Annotated in this window: 13 protein-coding genes; 7 read left to right on the top strand and 6 right to left on the bottom strand. The window is 75.1% G+C overall.

What is annotated here, in order from left to right; genetic code table 11:
* Nucleotides 1-85: 85 nt before the first annotated feature.
* Both ACZ3ZD_RS20795 and ACZ3ZD_RS20790 read right to left on the bottom strand, forming a co-directional pair.
* Nucleotides 86-934: a siderophore-interacting protein gene (locus tag ACZ3ZD_RS20795; protein ID WP_467399312.1), complete on the bottom strand. Its 849-nt coding sequence runs from the start codon at nt 932-934 to the stop codon at nt 86-88.
* A gap of 94 nt (nt 935-1028) precedes the next feature.
* On the bottom strand, nt 1029-1949 hold the full coding sequence (locus ACZ3ZD_RS20790) for a 5'-3' exonuclease (protein ID WP_467399310.1): 921 nt from the start codon (nt 1947-1949) through the stop codon (nt 1029-1031).
* Between the two features lie 367 nt (nt 1950-2316).
* On the opposite strand from ACZ3ZD_RS20790, the gene ACZ3ZD_RS20785 reads away from it, so the two are divergent.
* Nucleotides 2317-2889: a helix-turn-helix domain-containing protein gene (locus tag ACZ3ZD_RS20785; RefSeq protein ID WP_467399307.1), complete on the top strand. Its 573-nt coding sequence runs from the start codon at nt 2317-2319 to the stop codon at nt 2887-2889.
* 22 nt (nt 2890-2911) lie between these two features.
* The gene (locus ACZ3ZD_RS20780; protein ID WP_467399304.1) at nt 2912-3694 is read left to right on the top strand and encodes a helical backbone metal receptor; all 783 of its coding nucleotides are present in this window, start codon (nt 2912-2914) and stop codon (nt 3692-3694) included.
* On the opposite strand, the gene ACZ3ZD_RS20775 is transcribed toward ACZ3ZD_RS20780, so the two are convergent.
* Nucleotides 3606-4772 (bottom strand): TDT family transporter, encoded by a 1167-nt coding sequence (locus ACZ3ZD_RS20775; protein ID WP_467399302.1) that lies wholly within the window; start codon nt 4770-4772, stop codon nt 3606-3608. The genes ACZ3ZD_RS20780 and ACZ3ZD_RS20775 overlap by 89 nt on opposite strands.
* Nucleotides 4773-4842: 70 nt before the next feature.
* Here ACZ3ZD_RS20775 and ACZ3ZD_RS20770 point away from each other — a divergent pair, with 70 nt between their 5' ends.
* Nucleotides 4843-5766 carry a LysR family transcriptional regulator gene (locus ACZ3ZD_RS20770; RefSeq protein ID WP_467399299.1) on the top strand — a complete coding sequence of 308 codons (924 nt, stop codon included), beginning with the start codon at nt 4843-4845 and terminating at the stop codon, nt 5764-5766.
* Nucleotides 5767-5964: 198 nt separating this feature from the next.
* A complete protein-coding gene (locus tag ACZ3ZD_RS20765) occupies nt 5965-6915 on the top strand; it encodes an aminoglycoside phosphotransferase family protein (RefSeq protein WP_467399297.1) in 951 nt (316 codons plus the stop codon).
* Here ACZ3ZD_RS20765 and ACZ3ZD_RS20760 read toward each other — a convergent pair.
* On the bottom strand, nt 6899-7585 hold the full coding sequence (locus tag ACZ3ZD_RS20760; RefSeq protein ID WP_467399295.1) for a gamma-glutamyl-gamma-aminobutyrate hydrolase family protein: 687 nt from the start codon (nt 7583-7585) through the stop codon (nt 6899-6901). The genes ACZ3ZD_RS20765 and ACZ3ZD_RS20760 overlap by 17 nt on opposite strands.
* 69 nt (nt 7586-7654) lie before the next feature.
* On the bottom strand, nt 7655-8392 hold the full coding sequence (locus ACZ3ZD_RS20755; protein ID WP_467399292.1) for a FadR/GntR family transcriptional regulator: 738 nt from the start codon (nt 8390-8392) through the stop codon (nt 7655-7657).
* Nucleotides 8393-8487: 95 nt separating this feature from the next.
* Between ACZ3ZD_RS20755 and ACZ3ZD_RS20750 the strand changes: the two genes are divergently transcribed.
* From ACZ3ZD_RS20750 to ACZ3ZD_RS20740, 3 genes are read left to right on the top strand one after another with little or no spacing between them, the layout of a single operon-like run.
* On the top strand, nt 8488-9846 hold the full coding sequence (locus tag ACZ3ZD_RS20750; protein WP_467399290.1) for a glutamine synthetase family protein: 1359 nt from the start codon (nt 8488-8490) through the stop codon (nt 9844-9846).
* 8 nt (nt 9847-9854) lie between these two features.
* Entirely contained in the window at nt 9855-11276 is a 1422-nt protein-coding gene (locus ACZ3ZD_RS20745) for an aldehyde dehydrogenase family protein (RefSeq protein WP_467399287.1), read from the top strand.
* Nucleotides 11273-12055 carry a 3-oxoacyl-ACP reductase gene (locus ACZ3ZD_RS20740; protein WP_467399285.1) on the top strand — a complete coding sequence of 261 codons (783 nt, stop codon included), beginning with the start codon at nt 11273-11275 and terminating at the stop codon, nt 12053-12055. Before ACZ3ZD_RS20745 ends, ACZ3ZD_RS20740 begins: the two co-directional genes overlap by 4 nt.
* Before the next feature lie 7 nt (nt 12056-12062).
* Here ACZ3ZD_RS20740 and ACZ3ZD_RS20735 read toward each other — a convergent pair whose 3' ends face one another.
* Complete coding sequence (locus tag ACZ3ZD_RS20735) at nt 12063-13265, bottom strand: amino acid deaminase/aldolase (protein ID WP_467399282.1); 1203 nt, start codon at nt 13263-13265, stop codon at nt 12063-12065.
* Nucleotides 13266-14575 lie beyond the last annotated feature (1310 nt).

The following is a 14575-nucleotide window of genomic DNA, read 5'->3' as shown; positions in this document are numbered from 1 at the left end:
GGAAAGCGGCGGCACCCGACCCGGGTACCGCCGCTTCCCGCACGACCGCTCAGGCCGCCGCTGCCGCCGTTCTTCGTACGACCGCTCAGGCCGCCGCTGCCGCCGCGCCCTCCTGCTCGGCCTCGATCCGGGCGTTCCACTCCCGCTTGGAGGCCTGCCAGCCGTCCTCGTTGTGGCCCAGGCGCCAGTAGCCGGAGATCGACAGGTCCTCGCGCGGGATCTCCCGCTCGACCCGCAGCAGCCGGCGCAGCTCCTTCACGAAGGCCGCCTCGCCGTGCACGAAGGCGTGTACCCGGCCCGCGGGGAACTCGAGTGCGCGCACGGCCTCCACCAGGGCCTCGCCGACCGGCCGGTCCCCGCGGTGCAGCCAGACCACCGGCACCCTCGTGTCGATCCTCTGCTCCTCCTCGGGCCCGGACACCTCGACGAAGGCGTGCGCGCGGGCGCCGGCGGGCAGCGTCTCCAGGGCGCGGGCGATCGCGGGCAGCGCGCTCTCGTCACCGGCGAGCAGATGCCAGTCGGCCTCCGGGGCGGGCGCGTACGCACCGCCGGGGCCCAGGAACCGCACGGTGTCACCCGGCCGCGCCCGGACGGCCCAGGGTCCGGCCAGGCCCTCGTCGCCGTGGATCACGAAGTCCAGGGTCAGCTCGCGCCGGGCCGGGTCCCAGGCGCGCACGGTGTACGTCCGGGTCACCGGCCAGTGCTCGCGCGGGAACTCGGCGCGGATCCGCTCCAGGTCGAACGGCTCCGGATAGGTGACGCCGTCGGCACCGAACAGCAGCTTCACGTAGTGGTCGGTGCAGGTGTCCGCGGCGAATCCGGCCAGGCCCTCGCCGCCGAGCACCACGCGCTGCATGTGCGGGGTGAGCCGCTCGGTGCGCATCACCTGGGCGGTACGGGGCTTGCGCGGCTTTCGTCCCGGACGCTCTGCCATCACGGCCTCCTGCAAGATTAGTTAGGTTTACCTAAGTTAACATCCCGCTCGGTGAAGGTCACGACGAAGGTCACAACCAAGGCCACGACGCAGGTCATCGCGCGAGCGTCGTCAGCAGCCGCTGCAGCGAGCCGCCGAGACCCCACCGGTGCGCCAGCGCCTCGAGCGCCGCCGGGTCGCGCGGGGCCCGCGGCAGGGCCGTGTCGACGTCCGGCAGCGGCACGTCCCCGGCCACCCGCACCACCTTCGGCGCGACCGCCACGTACGGCCGGGCCTCGGCGAGCCGCTTGCGCTGCGACGGCGTGAGCCTGGCCCGCGGGTCGTCGACCGCCGCCATGATCCCGGCCAGGTCGCCGAACTCGGCGAGCAGCTTGGCGGCTGTCTTCTCGCCGATCCCGGCCACGCCCGGCAGGCCGTCGCTCGGGTCGCCGCGCAGCAGCGCCAGGTCCGCGTACCCCCGCCCGTCGACGCCATACTTCTCGCGCAGCACCGCCGCGTCCGTCAGCTGGAGCGTGCCGACGCCCTTCAGCGGATACAGCACCCGGACCGCCCGCTCGTCGTCCACCAGCTGGTAGAGGTCGCGGTCGCCGGTGACGATGTCGACCGGGCCGGCGGCCCGCGCGGTGAACGTGCCGATCACGTCGTCCGCCTCGTACCCCGCGACGCCGACGCGCGCGATCCCGATCGCGTCCAGCACCTCCTCGATCACCGGCACCTGCGGGGCGAGGGTGTCCGGCACCTCCTCCTCGTCCGGTGCGCCCTCGTGCTCCTCGGCGACCCGGTGCGCCTTGTAGGTGGGAATGAGGTCCACCCGCCACTGCGGGCGCCAGTCCGCGTCCATGCAGGCCACCAGGTGCTCCGGCCGGTGGTCCTTGACCAGCCGGTCGATGAAGTCCAGCAGCCCGCGGACCGCGTTGACGGGCGTGCCGTCCGGTGCCCGCACGGAGTCCGGGACGCCGAAATAGGCGCGGAAGTACAGCGAGGCGGTGTCGAGAAGCATCAGTCGTCCGGTCACCCACGCATCATCGCGCACCCCACCGACAGCGCCCGGTACCGCCCGGCCGCTCCCGCGCTCACCGCACGGATCAGGCCGATCACCCCGCGTCAGAAGCGTTGGCCCGGGCCGGGGTGCGCCGCCCGGCTGGTCGGCGGGTTCATCCTCCGGGGTGACCGGGTCCGGTACCGGTCACCGGGCCCCGATCGCTGGCGTGAACCGACAGGGTGCCCGGTCACGGGGATGTCAGGGATGTGGCGGGAGCGTGAAACGGTTTGCCGAACATGCGTAGGGTGCAGAGAAGTCATCGGAAGAGGTGTGCCCTGCAGCGGGCACTCGGACAGCGGCACCGACGGGTGCACGACGAGTGAGGGAGGGAGCCGGAGCGATGGGCGACCACAAGGAGCAGCAGCCCGTGCGGGTGGGCGCGGCCGTCCGGCGGCGCCGCCGCGCGCTGGAACTGACCCTCGCCGTCGTGGCCGAGCGCAGCGGCCTGTCGGTGCCCTTCCTCAGCCAGGTGGAGAACGACCGGGCCCGCCCGAGCCGTACCTCCCTGGAGAAGCTGGCCGACGCGCTGCGCACCACGGCCGTCGAACTCCTCGCCGCCGGCGACCCGGCCGCCAGCGTGGACGTCGTCCGCGCCGAGCACCTCCCCGACGGCGACTTCGCCCCGCGCACCCGCACCCTGGTGCGCGGCCACCACCAGCTGCACGCCTCCGAGTTCACCGGCGACCACGACGCCGGCCGCGAGTTCCAGCACCGCAACGACGAGCTGATGTACGTCGCCGACGGCGCGGTGGAGATCGAGGCCGAGGGGCGCGCGTACCGGCTCGGCCGCGGCGACACCCTGTACCTGACGGGCGGGGTACGGCACCGGTGGCGGGCCACCGTCCCGGACACCCGGATCATCGTCGTCGCGGTGGCCGAGCACATCGAGGCCTTCCAGGACAGGTCCCGCTGAGCGCCCGGGGCAGGTGCGGGGCATGACCGCCGGCCGTCCGGGGGCCCGCCGCGGCCGGTCGGGCGGTGCCCCGCGCTCCGCCGGGCCGCGGGTCGTCTCCCTGGTCCCGTCCCTCACCGAGGCCGTGGCCGTCACCCTGCCCGGCGCCCTGGTCGGCGCCACCGACTGGTGCACCCACCCGGCGGACCTGGAGGTGACCCGGATCGGCGGCACCAAGAACCCCCGGGTCGAGAGCGTCCTCGCGCTCGGCCCGGACCTGGTCGTCGCCAACGAGGAGGAGAACCGCGCCCCCGACCTCGACGCCCTGCGCGCGGCGGGCGTCGAGGTGCTGGTCACCGAGGTGCGCAGCGTGCCGCAGGCCTTCAGCGAGCTGGACCGGGTGCTCACCGCGTGCGGTGCGCCGGGCCGGCCCGGCTGGCTGGACGCGGCCGAGGCCGCCTGGACGGCGCCGCCCGAGCCGGAGCGGCGCAGGACGGCGGTCGTGCCCGTCTGGCGGCGGCCCTGGATGGTCCTCGGCCGGGACACCTTCGCGGGCGACGTCCTGGCCCGCCTGGGCGTGGACCACGCGTACGCCTCCCACCCCGAGCGCTATCCCCGCATCCCCCTGGACGAGCTGCGGGCGGCCCACCCGGACCTGGTGGTGCTGCCCGACGAGCCGTACCGCTTCACCGCGGACGACGGCCCCGAGGCCTTCCCCGGCCTGCCCTGCGCCCTGGTCAGCGGACGGCACCTGACCTGGTACGGCCCGTCGCTGGCGCAGGCGCCACGGGTGCTGGCCGGGGCGCTGCGAGCAGCTCACCGCTGAGCAGGCCGCGCACGGTGCCCCCGGCCGCCGCGAGCCAGGCGGCCACCAGGACGCCGTACAGGACGACGGCCAGGGCGTCGTACACCGCCAGACCGGTGTGCCGCGCGAGGGCGGCGGCGCCGGAGACACAGGTGCCCACCGGGAAGGTGAACGCCCACCAGGTCATGGCGAAACCCATGCCCCGGCGCCGGGCCCGCACCACGTGCGCGCCGGCCAGCGCCAGCCAGAGCAGCGCGAACCCCATGACCGGCACCCCGTACAGCACGGCGAACACGCCGAGACCGCGGGCGTAGGGGGCCGGTACGACGCCGGGGGCGGCCTCCGCGATCAGGGCGACGGCGGTGGTGGACTGGCCCAGCGGGCCGAGGACCAGGAACAGGGTCGGGGTGAGCGCGAGCGGCAGCGGCCCGGCGGTGAGCACACGGGCGAAGACCAGCGGCAGCATCGTCAGCACGGCCAGCAGGCTGAGCCCGAACAGCGCGAGGCAGGCCAGCAGCAGGGTCTCCCGGGGCTGTCCCGGCGGCAGATGCGGCACCAGCAGCGGGCCGAGCGCGGCCGACACCATGGGCGCGACCAGCGGCAGCAGCCACACCGGGGTGGCCTCGGCGGCCTCGACGCGATGCCGTACGGCCATCAGGTACGGCACGGCCACGGCGGCGCCGAGCCCGACCGCCGTCCCGGTGGTGAACAGCACGGTGTCCAGGGCCACGGCCGCCCGTGTGCCGATCAGTTCCCGGCCGGCCGTCAGGGCGCCGCCGCCCACCGCCAGCAGGGCCATCGACAGGCAGCCGTAGAAGGGGGCCACGGCCGGGTCGAGGAGGTGGGCGCGGGCCTGCTCGCGGTGGCGGCCCCAGTGCAGGGCCCGGGCGGCCAGCAGGGTCACCAGCAGGAGCAGTGAGAGCGTCCAGACGGCCGCGAGGACACCGCGCGGCCCGTGCGCGGACGCGGGCAGTACGGGCAGTGCGACGCCGGCCGAGCCGACGATGGCGGTGCCCATCACGCAGGCGTACCAGTTCGGGCCGAGGTGGCGGAGCCGGTCGGCGCGGGGGAGGGGCAGGGGCTGGGCAACGGTGACCATGTCCCCACGGTCCCGCGGCCGGTCGTCCCCGACCAGGGAGTTCCTCCCTATGAGGGCATAAGCTGGTCTTATGAGCGAGGCGGAGGAACAGCGCGAGCCGGCGGCGACCCTGGCGCACCGGGTGCCGGACCTCGCCGCGCTGGAGCTGCTGCTCGCGGTGGCGCGGCTGGGCAGTCTCGGCGCGGCGGCCCGCGAGGTCGGGATCACCCAGCCCGCCGCGAGCAGCCGGATCCGCTCCATGGAACGGCAGCTGGGCGTCGCCCTGGTCGACCGCTCGCCGCGCGGCTCCCGGCTCACCGACGCCGGCGCCCTGGTCACGGACTGGGCCCGGCGGGTGGTGGAGGCCGCGGCGGCCTTCGACGCGGGCGCGCGGGCGCTGCGGGACCGGCGGGACTCGCGGCTCAGGGTCGCGGCGAGCATGACCATCGCCGAGTACCTGCTGCCCGGCTGGCTCCTCGCGCTGCACGCCGAGCGGCCCGACACGGCCGTCTCGCTGCTCGCGGGCAACTCGACGAAGGTCGCGGAGCTGTTGCTGGCCGGGGAGGCGGACCTCGGCTTCGTGGAGGGACTCAACGTGCCCACGGGGCTGGACTCCGCGGTCATCGCCCACGACCGGCTGATCGTCGTCACCGCGCCGGCCCACCCCTGGGCGCGCCGCCGGCGGCCCGTGACGGCGGCGGAGCTGGCCGCCACCCCGCTCATCCTGCGCGAACGCGGCTCCGGCACCCGGCAGGTCCTCGACGCGGCCCTCGGCGGCCCGGCCCGCCCGCTGATCGAACTGTCCTCCACCACGGCGGTCAAGGCCTCGGCGGTCAGCGGCGCCGGCCCCTCCGTCCTCAGCGAACTCGCGGTGGGCGAGGAACTGTCGATGCGGCGCCTGGTCAGCATCCCGGTCGAGGGCATGACCCTCCACCGGGCCCTGAGAGCGGTCTGGCCCACCGGCCACCGCCCAACGGGCCCCGCCCGGGAACTCCTGTCCCTGACGCGGGGGTGAACCGACGGGGGAGCTGCGCTGCGGGCGGGGGTGCGGTGCCGGGCCGCTGCGGCGGGCTGCGGCTGCGGCCGGGGCGCGCGCAGGTGCCGAGGAAACGCGCCGGAGGGGCCGCCACCTGCGGCAGCCGCCCGCATGACCCCCGCCCCCCCGGCGAAAACCGCTGGTCAAGCTCCGCGGTGGACCGGCAGCATCATGGTCATGACCGTTACCGCCCCGCCCGCCACGGGTGTTCGAGCTCCCTGGGACGTGCTCCCGGCCGTCGTTCGTGATGCCGTCGGCAGCGTGCTCGGGGGGCCCGTGGTGGGGGCCGTCACGCAGCGGGGTGGGTTCTCGCCCGGCGTGGCCGCCCGGGTGCGGACGGCGGGGGGCCGTACCGGGTTCGTCAAGGCGGTCAGTGCCGAGGCGAACCCGCACAGCCCCGGCCTGCACCGCAGGGAGGCGCGGAACGCCGCCGCGCTGCCGGTCACCGTGCCGGCGCCCCGGCTGCTCGGGTCGTACGACGACGGCACCTGGGTGGCGCTGGTCTTCGAGGAGGTGGCGGGACGCCAGCCGCACGTGCCCTGGCGGCCTGCGGAACTGCGCCGGGTGCTCGACGCCGTGACCGTCCTCGCCCGTACCGGCACGCCGTCCCCGGTCGACGCCCCGCCCGTCGCCGAGGAGCTGGCCCGCGACTTCGCCGGCTGGCGCGCGCTGCGCGACGGCGAGGCCGGTGACGTGCGGGCCCCGCTCGGCGACTGGGCCGCCGACCACCTGGCCGAACTCGCCGCGCTGGAGGCCGGCTGGGCCGAGGGCGCGTCCGGGGACACCCTGGCCCACGCCGACCTGCGCGCGGACAACGTTCTGCTCACGGCCGACGGCGTCGTCTTCGTGGACTGGCCGCACGCCCTGCGCGCCGCGCCCTGGTTCGACCTGCTCGTCCTGCTCCCGTGCGTGCGGGCGCAGGGCGGCCCGGACCCGGAGGAGGTGTTCACCACGCACCCCCTCGGCAGGGCGGCCGACCCGGACGCCGTGACCGCGGCGCTGGCCGCCCTCACCGGCTACTTCCTGCGCGGTTCGCTGCGTCCGGCGCCGCCGGGCCTGCCCACCCTGCGGCCCTTCCAGCGCGCGCAGGGCGAGGCCGCCCTGGCCTGGCTCAGGAGGCGGCTGTGACCAGGGCCCGCATCACCCGGGGGTCGTCGCCCATCTCCGGATGCCACTGCACGCCCAGCGCCCACCCCCGGTCGGCCGGCAGTTCGACGGCCTCCACGGTGCCGTCCGCCGCGTAGGCCGACGGGACCAGCCCCTCGCCGAGCCGCTCCACCGCCTGGTGATGGTACGTGGGCACCGCCAGCTCCTCCGGGACGATGCCGGCGTACAGCGTGCCCGGCACCGGCCGCACCGGGTGCGCGCCGAACACGCCGACCAGCTCCGCGTGCCCGTCCAGGTGCTGGACGAGCGTGCCGCCGCAGGCGACGTTCAGCAGCTGCATGCCCCGGCAGATCCCGAGCAGCGGCACCCGCGCGGCCAGCGCCGCCCGGATCAGCGCCAGCTCCCAGGCGTCCCGCTCCGGCGCGGGCGGCCCCGTGCGCGGTGAGCGCTCGGCGCCGTACCGGGCCGGGTCGACGTCCGGGCCACCCGCGATGACCAGCCCGTCCAGCCGGGCCACCGCGGCCTCGGCGTGCTCCGGCGCGTCCGGCGGCAGCAGCGCGGCCAGCCCGCCGGTCCGCTGCACCAGCCGCGGGTAGCCGGCCGCCAGCAGCACCGCGTCCAGCTCCCACACCCCCCAGCGCACGCCGGACTCCAGATACGTGCTCACACCGATCAGCGGCCGTACGGTCATGCTGCCCTCCCTGGCATCGGCACACTGCCCACCCGCAAAGGTGCCCACTCATACCTTTGCAGACGCGGTTCAGGCCAGGAAGCCGCGCAGGAGGGCCGCGGTCCCCGCGCAGTGCTCGCGCATCATCTCCCGCGCCCCCTCCGCGTCCCCGTCCAGCACCGCCTCCACCAGCGCGGTGTGCTGGCGCTGCGAGTGCTCCAGGTTGCGCACCAGCAGCGGGATGCAGTCCAGCAGGTCGTTCACCGTGGCCCGGACCGCCGCGTACCGCGCGGTCAGCGACGGCGAACCGCACAGCTCGGCCAGCGTCAGGTGCAGCAGCGTGTCCGCCCGCCGGTAGTCGGTCAGCGGGGCCTCGTGGGTGCGCTCCAGCGCCTCCCGCAGCCGCCGCGCCTGCTCCCCGGTCAGTCCGTGCGCCGCGCACAGCCCGGCCGCCCCCACCTCCAGCACCTCGCGGAAGCGCAGCACGTCCTCGATGTCGACCCCGGCCACGCGGCGCCGCAGCTCGTCCTCGCCGCCCGCGTCCGCGCGGGGCAGCACGAACGTTCCGCCGTACCGGCCGCGCCGCGCCTGGACCAGACCCTGGTCCTGGAGCACCCTCAGCACCTCGCGCAGCGTCACCCGGCTGATCCCGAGCCGCTCCGCCAGCTCCCGCTCGGCCGGCAGCCGCTCGCCGCCCGGCACCAGACCCAGCCGGACGACCTGGAGGATCTGCTCCAGCGCCTCCTCGAAGCCGTTGCCCGCCCGCACCGGCCGCAGCACCGGAGCGAGCCGGTCCGCCGGCCCCACGGCCCCCCTGTCCCGCGACATCGGCCGTACCCCCTTCCCAACCAATGGTTCTCCGCAATACCTTATGGCTCCCGGCCCGGCCGAAAAAGCGCGATGGCGCCCAAGGAGGCTCTCCCGTGGCAGACCGCACACCCCCGCTCGGCGTCGAGGAACTGCACACCCTCGTCGCGGGCGGTGAGATCGACACTGTCGTCCTGGCCTTCCCCGACATGCAAGGGCGGCTCCAGGGCAAGCGGTTCGCCGCCCGCTTCTTCCTCGACGAGGTGCTGCACCACGGCACCGAGGGCTGCAACTACCTGCTCGCCGTCGACACCGAGATGAACACCGTCGACGGCTACGCGATGTCCTCCTGGGAGCGCGGCTACGGCGACTTCGCCATGCACCCCGACCTGTCCACCCTGCGCCGCATCCCCTGGCACCCCGGCACCGCGCTGCTCGTCGCCGACCTCGCCTGGAACGACGGCTCCCCGGTGGTCGCCGCCCCGCGCCAGATCCTGCGCCGCCAGCTGGAGCGGCTCGCCACGCTCGGCTACACCGCCCAGGTCGGCACCGAGCTGGAGTTCATCGTCTTCAAGGACAGCTACGAGCAAGCCTGGAACGCCGACTACCGCGATCTCACCCCGGCCAACCAGTACAACATCGACTACTCCATCCTCGGCACCGGCCGCATCGAGCCCCTGCTGCGCCGCCTGCGCAACGACATGGCCGGTGCCGGCCTCACCGTCGAGTCCGCCAAGGGCGAGTGCAATCCCGGCCAGCACGAGATCGCCTTCCGGTACGACGAGGCCCTGGTCACCTGCGACCAGCACGCCCTGTACAAGACCGGCGCCAAGGAGATCGCCGCCCAGGAGGGCGTCTCGATCACCTTCATGGCCAAGTACAACGAGCGCGAGGGCAACTCGTGCCACATCCACCTCTCCCTCGCCGACGCCGACGGCACCAACGCCATGGCCGGTCCCGACGGGATGTCCGACGTCATGCGGCACTTCCTCGCCGGTCAGCTCGCCGCCCTGCGCGACTTCTCGCTCCTCTACGCCCCCAACATCAACTCCTACAAGCGGTTCCAGCCCGGCTCCTTCGCGCCCACCGCCGTCGCCTGGGGCCACGACAACCGCACCTGTGCCCTCCGCGTGGTCGGCCACGGGCGCTCGCTGCGCTTCGAGAACCGGCTGCCGGGCGGCGACGTCAACCCCTACCTCGCCGTCGCCGGGCTGGTGGCCGCCGGCCTGCACGGCATCGAGCAGAAACTCGAACTCCCCGAACCCTGCCCCGGCAACGCCTACACGGCCGGTTTCCCGCACGTACCGACCACCCTCCGCGAGGCCGCCGACCTCTGGGCGAACAGCCCCATCGCCAAGGCCGCGTTCGGCGACGAGGTGGTCGCCCACTACCGGAACATGGCGCGCGTCGAGCTGGAGGCCTTCGACGCCGCCGTCACCGACTGGGAGCTGCGCCGCTCCTTCGAACGCCTGTGAGGCCACACGTGTCCCAGCCGAACCCCCAGCCAGACTCCCAGCCGAACCCCCAGCCGTCCTCCGAGCCGTACGCACTCGACGTCCTCAACCCCGCGACGGAGGAGGTCGTCGCGACCGTCCCCGGGGCCGGTGCGCAGGACGTGGACGCCGCCGTCCGCCGTGCCGCACGGGCGCAGCGGGTCTGGGCTGCCCTCGCACCCGCCGACCGGGCCCGGCTGCTGCGCCGCTTCGCCGTCGTCGTCGACGAGCACCGCGAGGAACTGGCCCGGCTGGAGGTCCGGGAGGCCGGCCACACCATCGGCAACGCCCGCTGGGAGGCGGGCAACGTCCGCGACCTGCTGGACTACGCGGCCGGCGGGGTGGAACGGCTCGCGGGCCGACAGATCCCGGTGCCGGGCGGCCTGGACGTCACGTTCCTCGACCCCCTCGGCGTCGTCGGCGTGATCGCCCCCTGGAACTTCCCCCTGCCCATCGCCGCCTGGGGGACGGCACCGGCACTCGCGGCGGGCAACGCCGTCGTCCTCAAGCCCGCCGAGACCACCCCGCTCACCTCCCTGCGGCTGGCCGAACTCGCGCGGGAGGCCGGGCTCCCGGAACACCTCTTCCAGGTCCTGCCGGGGCGCGGTGACATCGCGGGCGACTCGCTCGTACGGCACCCCGGCGTCGCCAAGATCGTCTTCACCGGTTCCACCGCCGTCGGGCAGCGCGTCATGGCCCTCTGCGCCGACCTGGTCAAACCCGTCACCCTCGAACTCGGCGGCAAGAGCCCCAACGTCGTCTTCGCCGACGCCGACCTGACGGCCGCCCTCGACCCCTTCTCCTTCCTGGACAACTCCGGCCAGGACTGCTGCGCCCGCACCCGGATCCTGGTCCAGGAGACCGTGCTGGACGAGGCCCGCGCCGTCCTCGCCGACGCCCTGGCCGCAGTCGTCGTGGGCGACCCGGCGGACGAGAAGACCCGGATGGGCCCGCTGATCAGCCGCCGGCAGCTGGACCGCGTGCGGTCCTACGTCCCCGACGACGCCCCCGCCCTGCGCGGCAGCGCCCCCGACGGCCCCGGCTTCTGGTTCCCGCCGACCGTCCTCACCGGGGAGCGGCCCGGCAGCCGGGCGGCCACGGAGGAGATCTTCGGCCCGGTCGCCGTCCTGCTCCCCTTCACCGACGAGGAGGACGCGGTCCGCCTCGCCAACGACACCCCCTACGGCCTCTCCGGCTCCATCTGGACCCGGGACGTGGGCCGCGCCCTGCGCGTGTCCCGGGCCGTCCGCGCGGGCAACCTGTCCGTCAACTCCCACTCCAGCGTCCGCTACTCGACCCCGTTCGGCGGCTTCAAGCAGTCCGGCCTCGGCCGCGAACTCGGCCCCGACGCCCTGACCGCCTTCACCGAGACCAAGAACGTCTTCATCAGTACGGAGGGCCCCGCACAGTGACCGCAGAACCTGTTTGCCGCCGTCTCGCCGGCCGTACCGCCGTCGTCACCGGAGCCGGCAGCGGCATCGGACTCGCCACCGTCCGCCGGCTCGCCTCCGAGGGCGCCCACGTCGTCTGCGCGGACGTCGACGAGGCCCGCGGCAAGGCCGCAGCCGACGAGGTCGGCGGGCTCTTCGTGAAGACCGACGTCACCGACCCCGAGCAGGTCGAGGCGCTGTTCAAGACGGCGTACGACACCTACGGCAGCGTCGACATCGCCTTCAACAACGCCGGCATCTCCCCGCCCGACGACGACTCCATCCTGGAGACCGGCCTGGAGGCCTGGAAACGCGTCCAGGACGTCAACCTCACCTCCGTCTACCTGTGTTGCAAGGCCGCCATCCCCTACATGCGCCGACAGGGCAAGGGCTCCATCATCAACACCGCGTCCTTCGTGGCCCGGATGGGCGCGGCCACCTCCCAGATCTCGTACACGGCGTCCAAGGGCGGAGTCCTCGCCATGTCCCGGGAGCTGGGCGTGCAGTTCGCCCGGGAGGGCATCCGCGTCAACGCCCTGTGCCCCGGCCCGGTCAACACGCCTCTGCTGCAGGAGCTGTTCGCGAAGGACCCCGAGCGGGCCGCGCGCCGCCTGGTGCACATCCCCGTCGGCCGGTTCGCCGAGGCCGAGGAGATCGCCGCCGCCGTCGCCTTCCTGGCCAGCGACGACTCCACCTTCGTCAACGCCACCGACTTCCTGGTGGACGGCGGCCTCACCGGCGCGTACGTCACGCCCCTGTAGGCCCGCGTCACAGGAAGGTGTGGCCCTCACCCCGATAGGTGGGCACGGTCGCCGTGACCGTGTCCCCCTCGACCAGGTGCAGCGCCTCGAACCGCTCGCACAGCTCGCCCGCCTTGGCGTGCCGGAACCACACCTTGTCGCCGACGAGCAGGTCGTCGGCGGGCGAGCCGAGCAGCGGGGTCTGCACCTCGCCGGGGCCCTCCTGCGGGTCGTACCGCAGCCCCTCCGGCAGGTACGGCACCGGCAGCCGGTCCGGGCCGGCCGCGCCCGAGGCCGGGTAGCCGCCGCCGAGCACGGTGACGACCCCGACACCCGGGCGCCGTACGACGGGCTGGGCGAAGAGGGCGGCCGGACGGCCGGTGAAGGACGTGTAGTTGTCGAAGAGCCGGGGCACGTACAGCCCCGAGCCGGCCGCGATCTCGGTCACCGCGTCCTCGGCGGCGGTGTGCTGCACGCTGCCGGTGCCGCCGCCGTTGACGAACTCCAGGTCCGGGGCGACCGCCCGCACCGCCCGCACCACGGCGGCCCGCCGCTCGGCCAGCTCCCGCCGGGCGGCGGCCTGCATCAACCGGACCGCCCGCGAGCGCAGCGGCCGCCCGGCCACCGCGTCCCCGACACCGGCGACGTGCCCCTCGTACGCCATGATCCCCACCAGCCGGAAACCCGGCCGCCGGACCACCGCCCTGGCCAGCTCGGCGAGTTGGGCGGGGGTACGCAGCGGGGAGCGCAGCGCGCCGACCCGTACCCGGCCGCCGAGCAGCCGCAGCGAGGTGTCCAACTCCAGGCACACGCGCACCTGTTCGCGCCCGCCGTCGCGGGAGGCGTCGATGAGGTCGAGCTGCGCCGGGTCGTCGATCATCACGGTGACGGCACCGGCCGGCTTCGGATCGGCGGCCAGCTCCGCGAAACCGGCGCGGTCGGCGGACGGGTAGGCCAGCAGGATGTCCTCGAACCCCGACCGGGCGAGCCACAGCGACTCGGCGAGGGTGAACGACATGATCCCCTGGAAGCCGTCCCTGGCCAGGACCCGTTCCAGCAGGGCCCGGCAGCGGACCGACTTGCTGGCGACCCGCACGGGCTTGCCCGCGGCGCGGCGGACCAGGTCGTCCGCGTTGGCGTCGAAGGCGTCCAGGTCCACGATCGCGAGGGGGGCGTCGAGTTGGGCGGTGGCCCGGTCGTAACGGGCCCTGTCGGCGGCGCGCGCAGTCATGCCGGAAGCCTGCCAGACAGGATTACCGCAGGGTAGAGGGACGTTCCGGGCAGATGCCCCGGCTCCGTGGACCGGTTCCGTCCCGGCCCCCGACAACCCGTAGAGTGACGCGCACGTACGGCACGCACGTGAACCGGGATGCCGGTCCGGCCGTACGGGTATGCGTGCCCGGGAGGAACGGTGCCCCGGGCGCGGCCGGCCAGCGTGACGGCCCGCGTACGAGCAGACGACCCGGGCACGAGGAAACGGGGGGTGCATGAGCCCACAACCACGACCCACCCCCACCTCGGCCTCCGGCGCCGGCACGGGTTCCCATACGGGCGGCGTGGATTCCGCGGGTCGGGGTGACGGTGTCGGACCCGGCGGCGACACGGGTTTCGCCTGGGGGAGCGACCGGGGCGACGCCGGGCGTGGCGGTGAGGCCGGCTCCGCCCACGACAGCGGTGGCGCCGGTCCGGCCGACCCCCTCGCCCGGTCGGGGGCGTCGAGCACGGGTTCCGGTGCGGCGCTCCGGCGGCCGTCGGTGCCCTCGGGCGACGACCTCGACGAGGAGCCCTCGGTGTTCGCCCCGCGCGGTGGACGACCGCAGGCCGCCCCGACCGCGCGTGCGCACCGGCCGCGTCCCTCGGCCGTACCCGAGGCCGCCGATCCCGTGAACCCACCCCCGCCGCCCGCCTCGGCCCGGTTCCCCGACGCGCCCCCGAGCACCGGGCGGGCGGCCCGCCGACCCGGCGGTACGCGCCCGCTTCCGGGGGCCGACAAGGCAGCTCCCGGGGCCTCGGCCGACCAAGGACCGTCGGGGGCCGGCGCCGGGGCGCCGGCCCGGCCGCGCGCCGGCAAGGCGTCCGCGCGGCAGGGTGCCCCGGCCGAAACCCCGGCGGAGACGACGGCCCGGCTGCGCCCGGTCCGCTCGGCGGCCCCGGCGTTCCCGCCCCAGTCCTCCCCAGCGCAGCGCACCTCGGCTCCGGGCCCCCGCCACCCGGCTCCCACACACCCCGCCCCCGGGCACCCGGCGTCGAAGCCCCCCGCTTCCGTGCGCCCCGCCCCCGGGCACCCGGCGTCCAAGCCCTCCACCGCGCCCGCGGCCCCTCCCGGCCCGCAGACCAGTCACTTTCCCGAAGGACGTGGTGCGGGCTGGAGCCCGATGGGAGCGGCCCCCGATCCGGCGTACTCCTGGGACGGGGGTACCGCCGGGCGACCCCCCGTGCCGTTCGCCGAACCCGTCACCCGGCCCCCGCGGGCGCGATCCCGGGGTGTCGCCGTCGCCGTGTGCCTCGTGCTCGGGATCGGGCTGGTCGGTGGTGCCGTGA

Source organism: Streptomyces sp. NPDC023481 (assembly GCF_055560195.1).
The sequence above is the reverse complement of the archived record's forward strand: the minus strand, read 5'-3'. Positions and strand labels throughout refer to the sequence as shown.